Origin of the sequence: Herbaspirillum sp. CAH-3, from assembly GCF_009668275.1 — a bacterium.
Taxonomy (GTDB): Bacteria; Pseudomonadota; Gammaproteobacteria; order Burkholderiales; family Burkholderiaceae_D; genus Herbaspirillum; species Herbaspirillum aquaticum.
Genome location: NZ_VSWE01000031.1, coordinates 1 through 15,992 on the forward strand (window position 1 = coordinate 1; position 15,992 = coordinate 15,992).

At 63.4% G+C, this 15,992-nt stretch carries 15 protein-coding genes and 1 pseudogene; 13 read left to right on the top strand and 3 right to left on the bottom strand.

The window, feature by feature from the left end:
• Positions 1-269 precede the first annotated feature (269 nt).
• Together FYB76_RS27155 and FYB76_RS25735 are read left to right on the top strand one after the other, a co-directional pair.
• Complete coding sequence (locus FYB76_RS27155) at positions 270-446, top strand: type II toxin-antitoxin system RelE/ParE family toxin (protein WP_370516426.1); 177 nt, start codon at positions 270-272, stop codon at positions 444-446.
• Positions 447-455: 9 nt separating this feature from the next.
• Entirely contained in the window at positions 456-761 is a 306-nt protein-coding gene (locus FYB76_RS25735; protein WP_039786028.1) for a HigA family addiction module antitoxin, read from the top strand.
• A gap of 275 nt (positions 762-1,036) precedes the next feature.
• On the opposite strand, the pseudogene FYB76_RS27160 reads toward FYB76_RS25735, so the two are convergent.
• Together FYB76_RS27160 and FYB76_RS25745 are read right to left on the bottom strand one after the other, a co-directional pair.
• Positions 1,037-1,166: pseudogene (locus FYB76_RS27160) on the bottom strand (ATP-binding cassette domain-containing protein); the annotation flags it as partial.
• Between the two features lie 221 nt (positions 1,167-1,387).
• Positions 1,388-2,593: an aminotransferase class V-fold PLP-dependent enzyme gene (locus tag FYB76_RS25745; protein WP_154135514.1), complete on the bottom strand. Its 1,206-nt coding sequence runs from the start codon at positions 2,591-2,593 to the stop codon at positions 1,388-1,390.
• A gap of 302 nt (positions 2,594-2,895) precedes the next feature.
• Between FYB76_RS25745 and FYB76_RS25750 the strand changes: the two genes are divergently transcribed.
• From FYB76_RS25750 to gcvH, 11 genes are all read left to right on the top strand, one after another.
• The gene (locus FYB76_RS25750; protein WP_088756643.1) at positions 2,896-3,834 is read left to right on the top strand and encodes a LysR family transcriptional regulator; all 939 of its coding nucleotides are present in this window, start codon (positions 2,896-2,898) and stop codon (positions 3,832-3,834) included.
• Positions 3,835-3,969: 135 nt separating this feature from the next.
• Entirely contained in the window at positions 3,970-5,442 is a 1,473-nt protein-coding gene (locus tag FYB76_RS25755) for an NAD(P)-binding domain-containing protein (protein WP_154135515.1), read from the top strand.
• The gene (locus tag FYB76_RS25760) at positions 5,439-6,413 is read left to right on the top strand and encodes an ABC transporter permease (RefSeq protein ID WP_088756641.1); all 975 of its coding nucleotides are present in this window, start codon (positions 5,439-5,441) and stop codon (positions 6,411-6,413) included. The genes FYB76_RS25755 and FYB76_RS25760 overlap by 4 nt, the downstream gene beginning before the upstream one ends.
• A 23-nt stretch (positions 6,414-6,436) precedes the next feature.
• The gene (locus FYB76_RS25765) at positions 6,437-7,372 is read left to right on the top strand and encodes an ABC transporter permease (RefSeq protein ID WP_370516427.1); all 936 of its coding nucleotides are present in this window, start codon (positions 6,437-6,439) and stop codon (positions 7,370-7,372) included.
• Positions 7,369-8,361, top strand: a complete 993-nt coding sequence (locus FYB76_RS25770) for an ABC transporter ATP-binding protein (protein ID WP_154135516.1) — start codon at positions 7,369-7,371, stop codon at positions 8,359-8,361. The genes FYB76_RS25765 and FYB76_RS25770 overlap by 4 nt, the downstream gene beginning before the upstream one ends.
• Positions 8,354-9,361 carry an ABC transporter ATP-binding protein gene (locus FYB76_RS25775; protein ID WP_154135517.1) on the top strand — a complete coding sequence of 336 codons (1,008 nt, stop codon included), beginning with the start codon at positions 8,354-8,356 and terminating at the stop codon, positions 9,359-9,361. The genes FYB76_RS25770 and FYB76_RS25775 overlap by 8 nt, the downstream gene beginning before the upstream one ends.
• A gap of 100 nt (positions 9,362-9,461) precedes the next feature.
• Entirely contained in the window at positions 9,462-11,048 is a 1,587-nt protein-coding gene (locus tag FYB76_RS25780; protein ID WP_154135518.1) for an ABC transporter substrate-binding protein, read from the top strand.
• Between the two features lie 4 nt (positions 11,049-11,052).
• Positions 11,053-12,384: an acyl-CoA thioester hydrolase/BAAT C-terminal domain-containing protein gene (locus FYB76_RS25785; RefSeq protein WP_154135519.1), complete on the top strand. Its 1,332-nt coding sequence runs from the start codon at positions 11,053-11,055 to the stop codon at positions 12,382-12,384.
• Complete coding sequence (locus FYB76_RS25790; RefSeq protein ID WP_154135520.1) at positions 12,381-12,917, top strand: CMD domain protein; 537 nt, start codon at positions 12,381-12,383, stop codon at positions 12,915-12,917. The genes FYB76_RS25785 and FYB76_RS25790 overlap by 4 nt, the downstream gene beginning before the upstream one ends.
• Entirely contained in the window at positions 12,914-13,519 is a 606-nt protein-coding gene (locus FYB76_RS25795; protein ID WP_088756634.1) for a peroxidase-related enzyme, read from the top strand. Before FYB76_RS25790 ends, FYB76_RS25795 begins: the two co-directional genes overlap by 4 nt.
• 23 nt (positions 13,520-13,542) lie before the next feature.
• Complete coding sequence (gene gcvH / locus FYB76_RS25800) at positions 13,543-13,920, top strand: glycine cleavage system protein GcvH (RefSeq protein WP_154135521.1); 378 nt, start codon at positions 13,543-13,545, stop codon at positions 13,918-13,920.
• 13 nt (positions 13,921-13,933) lie between these two features.
• Here gcvH and ssuD read toward each other — a convergent pair whose 3' ends face one another.
• The gene (gene ssuD, locus FYB76_RS25805) at positions 13,934-15,061 is read right to left on the bottom strand and encodes an FMNH2-dependent alkanesulfonate monooxygenase (protein WP_154135522.1); all 1,128 of its coding nucleotides are present in this window, start codon (positions 15,059-15,061) and stop codon (positions 13,934-13,936) included.
• Positions 15,062-15,992 lie beyond the last annotated feature (931 nt).

Below are 15,992 nucleotides of genomic sequence, written 5' to 3' on the forward strand. Positions count from 1 at the left end.
GGAGGTTCACCAAGTTTGCGCTTGTCCCGGTGCTCGATAATTTTGGATATCCGAACTCAATTTTTTGACAAAGCGATAGTTGGCGCAGGCATCTCTCAGGATTACATGTTCTATGAAGCGGATTCTGTTTAACGGAATCCGTACCGCGTTATACAATCCTCATCCAGATGATTCATTCATTTGCCTGTTCAGAAACCGAGATGCTCTTCAACAGTTTCTCCGTTCACCGTTTTCACAATATCGAACGGGTGGCTCGGCGCAAGCTCCAGATGATCCATGGTGCCCGTGATCTGGGCGCATTGAGAGTGCCGCCGGGTAATCGACTCGAACTGCTCAAGGAAGATCGCAAAGGGCGGCACAGCATTCGTGTGAGTGATCAGTGGCGTATCTGTTTCAGATGGGTAGATGGAGCGGCCCACGATGTCGAGATCGTGGACTATCACTAGGAAGGCATCATGAGCAAAAAGTTGGAAGAGATTCACCCTGGCGAAATCCTCCTTGAGGAATTCATCAAGCCCATGGGAATGACTGCCGCGCGCGTCGCATCCGATATCGATGTGCCGGTTTCGCGCATCAGTGAAATCATTAACGGCAAGCGTCCCGTAACAGTAGATACCGCCGTACGCCTTGGCGTTTACTTCAAGATGGATCCACTGTTCTGGCTTAATCTCCAGTCAGAATACGATGTGCGCATCGCCTATCGGGACTTGCTGCCGGTCATCAAGTCCCGGATTCGTCCCTTGATGACCGCCCATGGTTAAGGTCCAATCGGTCGATTCAATGGCGCATAAAAAGAGCCACGGATCACTCCGTGGCTTGCAGTAAAACACGCCGGTCTGGCGTTATGCACGCTTCTGCGGTAGCCCCGGCTCTGCGCGGCATCCCGGCGGTGTGACAGGGAGACGGTGCAGTCTGCCCGAGCGCATCAGAAGGCGCGGCGAATTGGCCAGCGCCCGGGCGATGCCCACGCGCTGGCGCAGGCCGAGCAGGGCTTCATGGCCCAGGCCGGTAATGTCTTCGCCGTCGATGAGGACGCGCCCGCGGTCGGGGCGTTCGAGGACGTTGAGGGTGCGGATCAGGGTGCTCTTGCCGGCGCCGGAACGGCCGATGATGCCGAAGATCTCGCCCTGGGCGATGTCCAGGTTGATGTCCTGCAGCGCGATGATGTCGCGCTGGCCGGCACGGTAAGTCTTGTGGAGTTGCTCGATACGAATCACGCTGGTCAGTTCTAAGGAAGCGGCCCCGAGTCTAACCGGACCTGACCCACGTGAGAACTTATAAAAAGTTCTTGGCTTATGAGAGAAAACGCTAGTTGAAAACTAATGAACGGGAATGATGGAGCCGGCGCATCCCCTATGAGAAAACTAAGTCCGCCGGTCCGTCAATCTTAATGCTCCGCCAGCACGGCCGTGTCGACCTCATGCGCCAGCACCTGCCGCACGGTGGCCACGACATAGTCGATCTCGGCCTCGGTGGTGCCGCGTCCCAGCGAAAAGCGCACGGCATTGCGTGCCATGTCGGGCGAACGGCCGATGGCCAGCAGCACGAAGGAGGGCGCGGAAGCGGCTGAATTGCAGGCTGAGCCGGCCGACACCGCGATGCCCAGCAACTGGCTGCCCAGCGTGCCGTAGCGCGTGGGCGGAAAGCTCACGTTGAGGTTATGCGGCACGCGTGCCTCGGCACTGCCATTCAACTGCACGCCGGGCAGGTCCGCCAGCCCGGCCCAGAGGCGATCCCGCAGGGCACGGATGCGCCGTCCTTCTTCTTCCAGCACATCACCGGCCAGTGCGAAGGCTTCGCCCATGCCCACGATCTGGTGCGTGGCCAAGGTGCCGGAGCGCATGCCGTTCTCATGACCGCCGCCGTCGATCTGGGCTTCCAGCTTCAGGGCAGGATTGTGGCGGACATACAGGGCACCTATGCCCTTGGGCCCATAGACCTTGTGCGCCGAGAAGGACATCAGGTCCACCTTCAGCTGCTGCAGGTCGATGGCGATCTTGCCGGCCGCCTGCACCGCATCGACGTGGAACACCACGCCCTGCGCGGCACACAGTTCGCCCAGCTCGGCAATGGGCTGTATCACGCCGATCTCGTTGTTGACATACATCACCGAGGCCAGCAGCGTGTTCGGCCGCAAGGCCGCACGGAACTGGGCCAGCGTGATGAGGCCGTCCGCGCCGGGCTGCAGGTAGGTGACGTCGAAGCCGGCCTTTTCCAGCGTATGCATGGTGTCCAGCACGGCCTTGTGCTCGGTGGCCACGGTGATGAGATGCTTGCCCCGTCCCTGCGCGCGCAGCGCGTGGGCGCAGCCTTTGAGGGCCAGGTTGTTGGATTCGGTCGCGCCCGAGGTCCAGATGATTTCATCGGGACGGGCGCCGACCAGCCCGGCTACCTGGGCACGCGCCTTGTCCACCGCACGCCGCGCTTCCCAGCCAAAGGGGTGGGAGCTGCTGGCCGCATTGCCGAACTTCTCGGTGAGGAAGTCGCACATGACACGCGCCACATGCGGATCGACCGGCGTGGTAGCGCCATAGTCCAGGTAGATGGGGAAACGAAGATCGGCCGGCGGGCGACAGGGGGCAGGGGCGTTCATGACGGTGTTCCGGAGAGTCCAGAGGGTTCCAGTTGAGCAGGGTGGCCAAGGGCCTGGTCATACAGTAACGCCGCGGCCGTTCCTTGGAAAACGACTTTGCGCTCATTTGTATATGCGAAATTCGAAAGTTGCCCGCAGGCATCCCGATCGGCCAGGCAGCAAGACAGGAGGGCAGCGGGATTCCCGGTCACATGCCACCTCATGCATTTGCTTATACAAAATTATTATACTGAAATAGAATACAAGCAAACCTATAATTCGAAAATCATATGCAAGGACCTTGATCAAGGAAAGCGATTTCGATGGATCTGAATCAGCTGGAGGCATTTGCGGCCGTAATGACCCTGGGGAGCGTGACCGGTGCCGGCCGCAGCCTGGGCCGTTCGCAGCCCGCCGTCAGCAAGGCCATCGGCGAACTGGAAGCCGAGCTGGGCTACGCCCTGTTCGACCGCAACGGTCCGCGCGTCACGCCCACGGCCAAGGCCTTCCTGCTCTACGAAGAGGTGGAGCGCTCACTGGTGGGCCTGCGCAGCATTCGCGAGCGGGCGCAGGAAATCGCCCGCGAAGAGGTTCATCCGGTCCACCTGGTCGCCACCCCCGCGCTGGCTTCCACCATCGCCCCGGCGGCCCTGCAATTGCTGGCCGCCGACAAGGAGCGCGCTTTCCCCGAACACATCCACCTGCGCAGCGCTTCGGCCGAGCAGGTGGTGCATGCGGTCCTGCATCGTACCGTCAGCCTCGGGCTGACCTCGTTGCCGGTGGCCCATCGCGGGCTGGACCTGCACTGGATCGGCGAAGCGCCCTGCGTGGCGGTGGTGCGCGCCGATCATCCGCTGGCGGGCAAGGACAAGCTCACGCGCGCCGCCCTGCGCGGCCAGCGCGTCATCACCATGTCCAACCGCTATCGCCTGCGCCAGCGTGTGGAATTGGCGCTGGGCGAGGACAGCCAGCTCGATGTGGCCATCGATACCAACACCTCCTTCAACGCCATCATGGCCGCCCGCGCCGGGCTGGGCGTGGCCCTGGTGGAGCCGGCCACGGCCTACGGCATGCCCATCGAGGGCATGGTGGTCAAGCGCCTGGCGGTGGAGATTCCGTTTTACTTCGGTGTGGTCACGCCCTATGGCAAACCGGTCGAGGGCGTCACGCAACGCCTGATCGATGCCGTGGAAAAGGCCGCCCGCACGACCTTGCAGGGCTTCGTCAAGCGCGATGCCAGCCTGCATGACGAATTGTTGTAAATGATTTCGCAGTAGCAGTGTAGTAAAAACCAAGCAAGCAGCGTCAACCGGGAAGGGCGTTGCATCACAAAACCCGAATCGAGACGATCGCAGGCCCTTGCCGGCGACGTCTCTTCATGCTTTTGACGAGGCGCTATGCACGACACCGAACCGACCCTGATCCCCGCTGCTCCCCCGCAAGGACTGGCCGCCCTGGAGGCGCGCGTACGCCAGGACCTGCAATGGCTGGCGCTGCCCGGCAAGTCCTGGACCCCGGCCACCGTGCGCGACGGTGTGCCGGTGATCGACGTGGCCATCATCGGCGGCGGCCAGGCCGGCATGGCCGCTTCGGTGGCGTTGTCGCACCTGGGTATTCCCAATGTGATCTACGACCAGTCGCCCAAGGACTTCGAAGGCCCCTGGGCCACCACTGCGCGCATGGAAACCCTGCGTTCCCCCAAGACCCTGACCGGCCCGGCGCTGGGCTTCCCGGCGCTGACCTTCCGCGCCTGGTTCGAGGCCCAGTTCGGGCTGGACGCCTGGGAAGCGCTGGACAAGATCCCGCGCCTGCAATGGATGGAGTACCTGCGCTGGTTCCGTCGCGTCATGCAACTCGATATCCGCAACGAACACCGCGTGCTGGCGGTGCAGCCGCGCGCCGATGGCATCGTGGCGCTGCAGCTGCAATCGCCTGCGGGCACATCGACCGTGCTGGCGCGCCGCGTGGTGGTAGCCACCGGCCGCGACGGCCTGGGCGGTGCCTACCTCCCGCCACTGGTGGAGCAACTGCCGCGCGACAGCTGGGCGCATTCCTCCGACCTGTTCGACTACGCCAGCCTGAAGGGCAAGCGCGTGGGGGTGATCGGCGGTGGCGCTTCGGCCATGGACAGCGCCGCGACCGCACTGGAAGAGGGGGCTGCGCGCGTGGATATGCTGATCCGCCGCAAGGACCTGCCGCGCATCAACAAGGGCAAGGGCTCGGGCAACCCCGGGCTGGTCAACGGCCACCTGCACCTGCCGGATGAATGGAAATGGCGCATCCGCCATTACGTCAACGCCCAGCAAGTGCCGCCGCCTTCGGGCAGCACGCGCCGCGTCTCGCGCTTTGCCAATGCCCGCTTCCTGCTGGGCACGGCCATCCAATCCGTAGAGGTCAAGCCGGACGGCACCCTGCTGCTGCAGACCAACCGTGGTCCGCTGGAACTGGATTTCCTGTTCTTCTCCACCGGTTTCAAGATCGACTGGAGCCTGCGCCGCGAGTTCAAGGACATCGCACCACACATCCTCAACTGGAGCGACCGCTACACCCCGCCGGCCGGTGAAGAAGACCAGGAACTGGCCGACTCGCCCTACCTGGGCCCGGTGTTCGAGTTCCAGCAGAAGACGCCGGGCAGCCTGCCGGGACTGGAGCGTGTGCACTGCTTCTGCTATCCGGCCGCCGCCAGCCATGGCACGGTGTCCGGCGACATCCCGGCCATCAGCGATGGCGCCTACCGCCTGGCGCAGGGCATCGCCGCGCTGATGTACAGCGAGGACATCGACTACCACTACCGCAACATCCAGGCCTATGAAGAACCGGAACTGGAAGGCGACGAGTGGAGCGAATCGCCCTGGGAGCTGCCCGCATGAGTGGGGCCATCGCAAAGAGCGTGCTGCAGGCGCTCATGGTGGTGCTGTTGATGACGGTGATCGTCTTCTTCGGCCTGCACATGATCGGCAACCCGGTCGATATCCTGATCGGCCAGGACGTCGACCAGGTGGACCGCCTGCGCATCATCAAGGAGCTGGGACTGGACCAGCCGGTGTGGCGCCAGTACCTGGCCTTCCTCAATGGCGCGCTGCACGGCAACCTGGGCAACAGTTTCGTCTACAACACCCCGGCCATCCTGCTGATCTTCCAGCGCCTGCCGGCCACGCTGGAGCTGGCCGTGGCCGCATTGCTGCTGGCGCTGGCGGTGGGCGTGCCGCTGGGGCTGTTTGCGGGCATGAAGCCGGATCATCCGGTCTCGCGCCTGGTGATGACCACCAGCATCTTCGGGTTTTCGCTGCCAACCTTCTGGATCGGGCTGATGCTGATCATGGCCTTCTCGGTCACGCTGGGCTGGCTGCCTTCGGGCGGACGCGGGCAGACCGCCGAACTGTTCGGTGTGCAATGGTCGTGGCTTACCGCCGATGGCTGGCGTCACATGATCCTGCCGGCCATCAACCTGTCGCTGTTCAAGATTTCGCTGGTCATTCGCTTGACCCGCGCCAATGTGCGTGAGGTGCTGCCGATGGACTACGTGAAGTTCGCCCGTGCCAAGGGCTTGTCCCCGGCGCGCGTGGTGCTGATGTACGTGCTGCGCAATACGCTCATCCCGCTGGTGACGGTGGTCGGGCTGGAGTTCGGCTCCACCATTGCCTTTGCGGTGGTTACCGAAAGCATCTTTGCGTGGCCGGGTGCGGGCAAGCTGATCCTGGACAGCATCAATGCGCTGGATCGTCCTGTCATCGTGGCTTACCTGATGGTGATCGTCTGCATGTTCGTCACCATCAACCTGGTGGTGGACGTGCTCTACAAACTGCTTGATCCGCGCGTGCGGGTGGAGGCCCGTGCATGAGCGCGCCGCAAACTGAAGTGACCATGACGCAAGAGCAGGTGCGCGCCCGCGTGGCCGAGCTGTCGGCCTTCCGGGCCCCGCGCCGCGAGTCCCCATGGCGGCGCGTGATGCGCCATTTCGTGGCCTCGCGCTCGGCCATGCTGGGACTGGTGATCGTGCTGCTGCTCATCGTCGGTGCCATTGCCGCCCCCTGGATCACGCCGCAGAACCCGTATGACCTGATGCAGCTCGATGTGCTCGATGCGCGCTTGCATCCTGGCACCATCAATGGCGCCGGCACCTATACCTATTGGCTCGGCACCGATGGCCAGGGCCGCGACCTGGTCTCGGCGATCCTCTATGGCCTGCGCATCAGCGTGGGCATCGGCGTGGGCTCGGCCCTGATCGCAGGCGTGATCGGCACGCTCATCGGCTTGCTGGCTGCGTATGCGGGCGGCAAGGTCGATACGGTGCTCATGCGCTTTGCCGACCTGGTGCTGTCCTTCCCCTCGATCCTGGTAGCGATGCTGATCCTGGCCTACGTGGGCAAGGGCATCTTCAACGTGATGGCCACGCTGGTGGTGCTGGAGTGGGCGTATTACGCGCGCACCGCACGCGGCCAGGCATTGGTGGAACGGCGCAAGGAATACGTGGAAGCCGCCAGGGGCCTGAACCTGTCTTCGTGGCGCATCATGGTGCGCCACATCCTGCCCAACTGCCTGCCGCCGCTGATCGTCATCGGCACCCTGCAGGTGGCACGCGCCATCACCCTGGAAGCGACCCTGTCCTTCCTCGGCCTGGGCGTGCCGATCACCGAACCCTCGCTGGGCCTGCTCATCTCCAATGGTTACCAATACATGCTCTCGGGCGAATACTGGATCAGCTTCTATCCCGGCATCACGCTGTTGGTCGTGATCGTGGCCATCAACCTGGTCGGCGACCGCCTGCGCGACATCCTCAACCCACGGTGGCAGAAATGAGCGCGCTCACTCTTGAGGTGCGCAACCTGCGCACGCATTTCTTCACGCCCGACGGCGTGCTGCCGGCGGTCGATGATGTTTCGCTGTCGGTCGGTCGTGGCCGCATCCTGGGTCTCGTGGGTGAATCCGGTTCGGGCAAGAGCGTGACCGGTTTTTCCATCCTCGGCATGGTCGATGCGCCCGGCCGCATCGTTGGCGGCGAAATCCTGTTCCAGGGCCGCGACCTGGTGAGCATGGACAAGACTTCGCTGCGGGAATTGCAGGGCAACCGCATCGCCATGATCTTCCAGGACCCGATGATGACCTTGAATCCGGTCCTGAAGGTGGAGGCGCAGATGGTCGATGCCGTGCTGGCGCACAGCAAGCTCAGCCGCCAGCAGGCGCGCGAACTGGCGCGCGATACCCTGGGCATGATGGGCATCGCCAGTCCGGAAGAACGGCTGCAGGCCTATCCGCATCAACTCTCGGGCGGCATGCGCCAGCGCGTGGCCATTGCCATCGCGATGCTGCACAAGCCCGACCTCATCATTGCCGATGAGCCGACCACGGCCCTGGATGTGACCATCCAGGCGCAGATCCTGTCGGAAGTGCAGAAGCTGGCGCGCCAGCATGGCACGGCGCTGATCTGGATCACGCACGACCTGTCGGTGGTGGCTGGCCTGGCCGATGAAGTGGCGGTGATGTATGCCGGGCGCATCGTCGAGCAGGGCAGTGTGGATGCGGTGCTCGATGCGCCGCTGCACCCCTACACGCAAGGCCTCATCGGCAGCCTGCCCAGCAACAACCGGCGCGGTGCGCGGCTGCGCCAGATTCCCGGGATGACGCCCAACCTGCTGCACCTGCCGCCGACCTGCGCCTTCGCTGCCCGCTGCGAGCGCCTGTCCCAGCAGTGCCTGGTGGCCCCCGCGATCAGCGAGCCACGGCCAGCGCACCGGGTGCGCTGCTATCACCCGACCCCAAGCATACAGAGCAACGAGCACCATGGATAAGGCCGTCATTCCCCTGATCGAAACCCGCGCCGTCAGCCGCCGTTTCGGCGAGCGCCGCCAGGGCTGGCTGGATCGCCAGTTGCAGGCACGCGGCTGGAGCCGCCCGCCGGCCGTTACCCACGCGCTGGACCAGGTGGACCTGAAGGTCTTGCCGGGTGAAGTGGTGGGGCTGGTCGGCGAATCGGGCTGCGGCAAGTCCACGCTGGGCCGGGTGGCCTGCGGCCTGCTCGATCCTTCCGATGGCCAGGTGCTGGTCAACGGCCGCGACCGTGCCAGCCTCAGCAGCAAGGAGGAGGCCGAGGCCCGGCTGCAGGTGCAAATGATTTTCCAGAATCCCTATGCCAGCCTGAATCCGCGTTTGCGCATCGACCAGATCGTGGGCGAAGCGGCACAAGTGAATGGAAAGGTCGAGGGCGACCTCGACGCCTATGTCTGCCAGCAGTTGCTGCGCGCCGGTCTCGATCCGGCCCTGCGCGACCGTTATCCGCACCAGTTCTCCGGCGGCCAGCGCCAACGCATCGGCATCGCGCGCGCACTCGCGGTGCAGCCGCAGATGCTGGTGTGCGACGAGGCCGTGGCGGCGCTGGATGTGTCGATCCAGGCGCAGATCCTCAATCTCTTCATGGATCTGCGCGAGCAACTGGGGCTGACCTATCTTTTCATCAGCCATGACCTGGGCGTGGTGGAGCACGTGTCTGACCGCGTGGTCATCATGTACCTGGGCCGCGTGGTGGAGAGTGCGCCGGTGGCCGAGCTGTTCGGCCAGCCCAACCACCCCTATACGCAGGCGCTGCTGGCCGAGGTGCCACGCATGGGCGCGCGCAAGAAGGAATTCACCGCCATCAAGGGCGAGATCCCCAGTCCGCTGAACCCGCCGACCGGCTGCCACTTCAACCCGCGCTGCCCGCACGCCACGCAGCGCTGCCGCGAAGAGCAGCCGCTGTTGCGCGAGATCGCACCGGGGCACATGAGTGCCTGCCATCTCAATGATGGCCGCTGAGATGATGTGAAACGATAGAAACGATAGAAACGAAGAACCGAGCAGTCAAGAACTTGGCAACCCCGCAGTGCTTCCACCCTGACCACAGAGGAACCCGACCATGAAGAAAACCCTCCTGACCCGCCTGCTCGCCGTCGCCCTGACCGGCGCCGCGCTGGCTGCCGCTGCCGACGCCGCGCATGCGCAGAACCTCAACATCGCCTTTGCCGATCCGCTCTCCTCGCTGGATCCGCAGCTGAACAACCACGCCGGCGACCGCTCGGTCGACCTGCATTTCTGGGACCTGCTGGTCCAGAACGATTACAACAAGCTGGTCCCCGGCCTGGCCGTGAGCTGGAAGAACATCGACCCCAAGACCTGGGAGTTCAAGCTGCGCCCCAACGTCAAGTGGCAGGACGGCAAGCCCTTCACTGCTGACGACGTGATCTTCTCCTACCAGCGCGCCCGCGCCGTACCGGGCAGCGTGGCCACCTTCGCCGGCTACCTGCGCACGGTGGAATCGGTCACTGCCAAGGATCCGCTGACCCTGGTCATCAAGACCAACATTCCCAACCCGGACCTGCCGCTGAACCTGGCCTCGGTGCACATCGTCAGCAAGCACGTGGGCGAGAAGTCCACCACCGAGAACTACAACAGCGGCGCGGCCGTGGTCGGTACCGGTCCCTACAAGTTCGTCTCCTACACCCCGGGCGACCGCGTGGTGATGCAGCGTAACGATGACTACTGGAACGGCAAGGCCCTGTGGGAAAAGGTCAACTACCGCTACATCAACAATGGCGCGGCCCGTACTGCCGCGCTGCTGTCGGGCGACGTGGACGTGATCGACAAGGTGTCGGTGTCTGACCTGGCCAAGCTGAAGCAGTCGCCCAACGTCAAGGTCTACCCCTACAACGGCCTGCGCGTGCTGCTGATCCAGCCGAGCTTCCACGAAGGCCCCAGCCCCTTCATCACCGACAACAACGGCAAGCAGCTGGAGAAAAATCCGCTGCTGGACGTGCGCGTGCGCCGTGCCATGTCGCTGGCCATCAACCGCAAGGCCCTGATCGACCGCATCCTGCAGGGTGCGGCCACCGAGGCCAACCAGTGGATGCCGGCCGATACCTTTGGCTACAACCCGGAGATCAAGAACATTCCCTTCGACGCCGCCCAAGCCAAGAAGCTGCTGGCCGACGCCGGATTCCCCGAAGGTTTCAAGCTGACCATCCACGTGCCCAACGACCGCTATCCGCAAGCACCGGAAACCATGCAGGCCGTAGCGCAGTTCTGGACCCGCATCGGCATCAAGACCCAGGTCGAAGTGCTGCCATGGGCTTCCTATTCCTCGCGTGCCAACAAGAACGAGTTCGCCGTCTCGGTGCTGGCTTGGGGTAACGGTACCGGTGAAGCCAGCTACGCGCTGGTCAACGTGCTGGGCACGGTCGATCCCAAGAAGGGCATCGGCGCCTCCAACTGGAACCACTACAGCAGCCCGGCAGTGGACAAGGCCCTGGCCGATTCGACCGCCGAGTTCGATGCTGCCAAGCGCGAAGCCATCCTGCGCGGCGCGGCCAAGACCGTCTCGGATGAGGTTGGCGTGATCCCGTTGTACCACTACCAGAACATCTGGGCGGCCAAGAAGGGCCTGAAGGTCACTCCCATCAGCAGCGACCGCACCACCGCCATGATGGTGACCCAGGACAAGAAGTAAGGCCATGCCCAACTTCTCCATCGAGGTCAGCCCGGCCGACGACCTGATCGACGTACCCCGCCGCATCATCGTGCGGGGTGCGCATCCGGGCGAGCCGGTGCGCATTTCCTCGGCCACCGTGCGCAACGGTGCGCAGTGGCGCAGCACGGCGTGCTACATCGCCGATGCCTACGGCCACGTCGATGTGAGCATGAACCCGGCCATCGATGGCGATTACTACGGCATCGATCCCATGGGTTTGCTGTGGTCGCAGAAGCCGGTGCAAGCCGGCCGTCGCGACAACTTCCACGCCGATGTCATGGCACCGCTGGTGACCACGCTGACCGTTTCCTCACTGGATCAGCCGGGCCTGGCGCCGTGCGCGCCGGCCAGTACCGAGCTGGTACAGCGGCTGGCCGCCGCCGGGGTGACCCGGCGCGAGGTACGCGAAGAGGGGCTGGTCGGCACCTTGTTCCTGCCGGCTACGCCCGGACCGCATCCGGCGGTGATGATCCTCAACGGGTCCGGTGGCGGCATCAACGAACCGCGTGCGGCCCTGTTTGCCTCGCGCGGGGTGGCCGCGTTTGCGCTGGCGTATTTCAAGGCGCCGGGTCTGTCAGATTACATTTCCAATACGCCGCTGGAGTATTTCGAACGCGGACTGGACTGGCTGCGCGCCGAAGTGCAACCGCTGCACGATTTCGTCGCCATCAGCGGCCAGTCGCGCGGTGGCGAACTGGTGTTGCTGCTGGGGGCGACCTTTCCGCAGAAGATCTCGGCGGTGCTGGCCTATGTGCCCAGTGCGCTGGTGCACAGCGGCCAGAACGCGGCCGATCCGGCAGTCGGCCGCGAAGGCCCGACCTGGCTGCTGCGCGGCCAGCCCTTGCCGCATCAATGGCAGGACAACCGCACCGCCAGCTGGACGCCGTTTGACGAAGGCCCGGCACCGCATCGCCACGAGCTGGCCATGCTGACCGCGCTGCAGGACGAGGAAGCGGTGGCGCGTGCCCGCATCCCGGTGGAGAAGATCGCCGCACCGGTGCTGCTGCTGTCGGCCACCGATGATGGCTCCTGGCCCTCCAGCCTGTATTGCGCGATGGTCAAGGACAAACTAACTGCGGTGTCCCACCCGTGGCCGGTGGTGTGGCGCAACTATGCGCATGCCGGCCATTCGATCCTGTTCCCCTTCGTCCCGACCACGCAGACCACGTATGCGCATCCGGTCTCGGGGCGCATCAGTACCGGTGGCGGCGAACCCGCCGCCAATGCCCGCGCCGATCTCGACGCCTGGCAGCAGGCGCAGCACTTCCTGCGCGACGCGCTGGCCAGGCATTCATCCACAAAGGAAAACGCATGAGTACCCCCGTCTACGACATCAGCAAGGATGTCATCGACCAGCTGGCCGGCCTGGCCGCTGGCAGCCCCCTGCACGGCCTGCGCCATCAGCGCGACAAGGTGGCCGTGGCGTCGCAGGGCAGTTATGACACCCTGTTCGACCCGGCCCTGGAAGGCATCGGCCTGGACGAGCGCCTGCTGGTGGCGCTCTACGCCTGCCGCCTGGCTGGCGCATCCGACCTGGCCGCGCATTACCGTGCCCGTGCAGAAGCGGTGCCGGCCGATGCTGCGCAACTGGCTGCGGCTGACAGCGGTGAGCCTGAGCAATTACCGGAGGGCCGTCTGCGCGCCATGCTGGTCTTCACCCGTGCGCTGACGCAGCGTCCGGTGGAAGGTGACAAGGCCGCCATTGAAAAGCTGCCGGCGGCAGGCATCAGCACGCCGGCGGTGGTGGCACTGTCGCAGCTGATCGCTTTCGTGTCCTATCAATTGCGCGTGGTCGCGGGCCTGAAGGCCATGCGTGCTGCGGCGGCCCAACAAGGAGAGTCGGCATGAGCGAGATCATCAAGGCCAACGGTTTTACCAATGAGACCCTGGAATGGGATGCCTGGCTGGACGTGATCGAGCTCGACGCGGCCAGCGAAGACCAGGTCAAGGTGCTGGAAGAAAGCCATCCCAAGGCCAAGACCTCGGACTACTACCTGTTCCTGGCGCACCAGCCTGACATCCTGCGCCAGCGCTCGGCGGCCTTCAACGCCATCATGTATGCGCCGGGTGGCCTCTCGCGTGCCGAGCGCGAGCTGGGTTCGCTGGTGGTGTCGCGCATCAATGGCTGCGTGTATTGCGCTTCCGTTCATGCGCAGCGTTTCGAGCAGCTGGCCAAGCGCAACGATACGGTGCGCCAGGTGTTCGATACGCCCTATGGTGCCGGTGTGGATGCGCGCGAGCAGGCCATTGCCAAGTTCTCGGCGGAGCTGACCGAGGCGCCGGGCGAGATCGGGGCGGACCAGATCAAGGCCTTGTATGAGGTGGGCTTGAATGAACTGGAAGTGCTGGACCTGATTCACTCGGTGGCCATCTTTGCCTGGGCCAATCGTTTGATGCTCAACCTGGGCGAGCCGGTGTTTGCCGATGGCAGCCAGGCTGAAGCCAAGTAAATCATTTCCATGAGGAGACAGTGATGCACATTCCGGATCATCTGGTCTATGCCGAGACCCATGAATGGGTCAAGCTTGAAGACGATGGCACGTTGACCATCGGCATTACCGATTTCGGCCAGGAGCAGTTGGGGCCGCTGGTGTATGTCGATATGCCGGCGGTGGGCAAGGTGTTGGCGAAGGGGGCCGAGTCGGGCATCGTCGAGTCCAACAAGACGGCGTCGGACTTGCATGCCCCGGTTGATGGCGAGGTGATCGCCATCAACGAGCTGCTGGTAGAGACGCCTGATGCCATCAATGGTGCGCCGTATGAGCAATGGATCTTCAAGCTCAAGCCGGCTGCGCCATTTTCGACTGAGGGTTTTCTTGATGCGGCGGGTTACATCAAGCTGATTTCCTGAGACGCTTTTGCGTTCACGAGGCCGATGCGGCGGCGCGGATGTCGAAAGCGCCGCCGGTCTGTGCGCGGTCACGCAAGGTGACGGCGTTCTTGCCCAGCAGGGGGAAGACCAGTTCGGCAAAGCGTATCGCTTCTTCCAGGTGCGGGTAGCCGGAGAGGACGAAGGTATCCACGCCCAGGTCCACATATTCCTGCAGGCGTTCGGCCACGGTGGCTGCGTCGCCCACCAGCGATGTGCCGGCACCGCCGCGTACCAGGCCCACACCGGCCCACAGGTTGGGGGCGATTTCCAGTTTGTCGCGGCGTCCGCCGTGCAGGGCGGCCATTCTTTGTTGTCCCACTGAATCCATCTTGGCGTAGTTCTGCTGGGCGCGGGCGATGTCTTCGTCGGTGAGTTTGCTGATGAGGCGTTCGGCGTCGGCCCAGGCTTCGGCCGTGGTTTCGCGCACGATGGCATGCAGGCGTACGCCGAACCTGACGGTGCGGCCTTGCTTGGCGGCGCGTTCGCGGACGTCTTCGATCTTCTGTTTGACGGCAGCGGGTGGTTCGCCCCAGGTGAGGTAGGCGTCCACATGCTTGGCGGCAAGGTCGTGCGCAGCAGGGGAGGAGCCGCCGAAATACAGCGGCGGGTAGGGCTGTTGTATGGCCGGATGGAACAGCTGGCCGTTGCGGATGCGGAAGTGTTTGCCTTCGTAGTTGACGGTCTCGCCCTGCAGCAACTTGCGCCAGATGGTGAGGTATTCGTCGGCGGCTTCGTAGCGTTCGTCGTGTTTCAGGAAGACGCCGTCGGCTTCCAGTTCCGTGGCATCTCCTCCTGGCACGACATTGAGCAGGAGGCGGCCGTTCAGGGCCTGGTCCAGTGTCGCGGCTTGTCTTGCCGATGGGCCGGGGCCGCCCAGGGACGTCCTCAGGGCTACCAGCAGCTTGATGCGCTGTGTGACCGGGACCAAGCTTGCGGCTACTACCCAAGGGTCCAGGCAGGAGGCGCCCGTCGGGATCAGCAGGCCGTCATAGCCCAGCGTTTCGCTCGTTATCGCTATCTGGCGCATGTAATCCAGCGTGGGCGCACGGCCGAAATCGGATTTGCCCAGGTAACGAGTGTCGCCCGACGTGGGGAGGAACCAGAAGAGTTCTAATGACATGCCAGAGTTTCCTTTTGCATTTTTCGCTTTGGCGTTATTAGAGCGCTCTGTTGTCTTTCTGGCTAAGAATGTTTTCTTCTTTCCTTAGTTGGTTTTTGGTTTTTGTTGTCTTGGCTGGGGGTTTTTCTGGTTGGTCGGTTTGGGGCAGTCTGCACGGAAATCTGTCCTGCGCTCTAGCTTAATTCTTATCATTCTCCGGTCGGGAGAACGCGCCGGGGGCGGCCCGGCAGCCGCTCACTTTTCTTGTCTCGCCAAGAAAAGTAAGCAAAAGAAGGCGACCCCAAAGAGCCAGCCCTCCTGCGGAGGGTCCCCGTCGCAGCGAAGCGAAAAGTGGGAAGGATAGAGTCGCTTCGCTCCGACTATCCTTCTGATCCACTTTTCGCTCCGCTGCGACGGCTGGCTCTATGGGGACGGCACCCCCACGGGCTCGCCTTCGGCCTCGCGAGGTCTCCGACTCGCCTTCGGCTTTGGGTTGGCTCGCCTGCGGCATCGACCTTTTGATGGTTCCCACTCCCGTTTTGGGTTTGGATTTTCTTTTTTTCTTTTTTCTTTTTCTCGTTTTTTGTTTTTTTTAAATAATTTCCGTCCGTTCCACCTGAGTAGTCGCTTAGCGACGTATCGAAGGCTAGAGAATGCCAAGGCAAAGCCGAAGGCGAGTCGGAGGTATTGCGATGCCGAAGGCGAGCCGTCTCGGCCGTCCGCATCTGCGCCGCCGCTTCAGAGGCCAATAAAACGGATCAGAAAAATAACCGGAGCGAAGCGACTTTATTTTTCCCGTTTTATTGGCCTCTGAAGCGGGGACCCTCCGAAGGAGGGCGGTGCAGTTGCGGTCGCCTTCTTTTGCTTACTTTTCTTGGCGAGACAAGAAAAGTGAGCGGCTGCCGGGCCGCCCCCGGCGCGTCCTTCCGACCGGAGAAAGATAAGAATTAAG

Bases quoted from the DNA above. Each gene is read 5' to 3' on its own strand.
- FYB76_RS27155 (WP_370516426.1), top strand. From the start codon at position 270: ATGATCCATGGTGCCCGTGATCTGGGCGCATTGAGAGTGCCGCCGGGT.
- FYB76_RS25735 (WP_039786028.1), top strand. From the start codon at position 456: ATGAGCAAAAAGTTGGAAGAGATTCACCCTGGCGAAATCCTCCTTGAG.
- FYB76_RS25745 (WP_154135514.1), bottom strand. From the start codon at position 2,593: ATGAACGCCCCTGCCCCCTGTCGCCCGCCGGCCGATCTTCGTTTCCCC.
- FYB76_RS25750 (WP_088756643.1), top strand. From the start codon at position 2,896: ATGGATCTGAATCAGCTGGAGGCATTTGCGGCCGTAATGACCCTGGGG.
- FYB76_RS25755 (WP_154135515.1), top strand. From the start codon at position 3,970: ATGCACGACACCGAACCGACCCTGATCCCCGCTGCTCCCCCGCAAGGA.
- FYB76_RS25760 (WP_088756641.1), top strand. From the start codon at position 5,439: ATGAGTGGGGCCATCGCAAAGAGCGTGCTGCAGGCGCTCATGGTGGTG.
- FYB76_RS25765 (WP_370516427.1), top strand. From the start codon at position 6,437: ATGACGCAAGAGCAGGTGCGCGCCCGCGTGGCCGAGCTGTCGGCCTTC.
- FYB76_RS25770 (WP_154135516.1), top strand. From the start codon at position 7,369: ATGAGCGCGCTCACTCTTGAGGTGCGCAACCTGCGCACGCATTTCTTC.
- FYB76_RS25775 (WP_154135517.1), top strand. From the start codon at position 8,354: ATGGATAAGGCCGTCATTCCCCTGATCGAAACCCGCGCCGTCAGCCGC.
- FYB76_RS25780 (WP_154135518.1), top strand. From the start codon at position 9,462: ATGAAGAAAACCCTCCTGACCCGCCTGCTCGCCGTCGCCCTGACCGGC.
- FYB76_RS25785 (WP_154135519.1), top strand. From the start codon at position 11,053: ATGCCCAACTTCTCCATCGAGGTCAGCCCGGCCGACGACCTGATCGAC.
- FYB76_RS25790 (WP_154135520.1), top strand. From the start codon at position 12,381: ATGAGTACCCCCGTCTACGACATCAGCAAGGATGTCATCGACCAGCTG.
- FYB76_RS25795 (WP_088756634.1), top strand. From the start codon at position 12,914: ATGAGCGAGATCATCAAGGCCAACGGTTTTACCAATGAGACCCTGGAA.
- gcvH (WP_154135521.1), top strand. From the start codon at position 13,543: ATGCACATTCCGGATCATCTGGTCTATGCCGAGACCCATGAATGGGTC.
- ssuD (WP_154135522.1), bottom strand. From the start codon at position 15,061: ATGTCATTAGAACTCTTCTGGTTCCTCCCCACGTCGGGCGACACTCGT.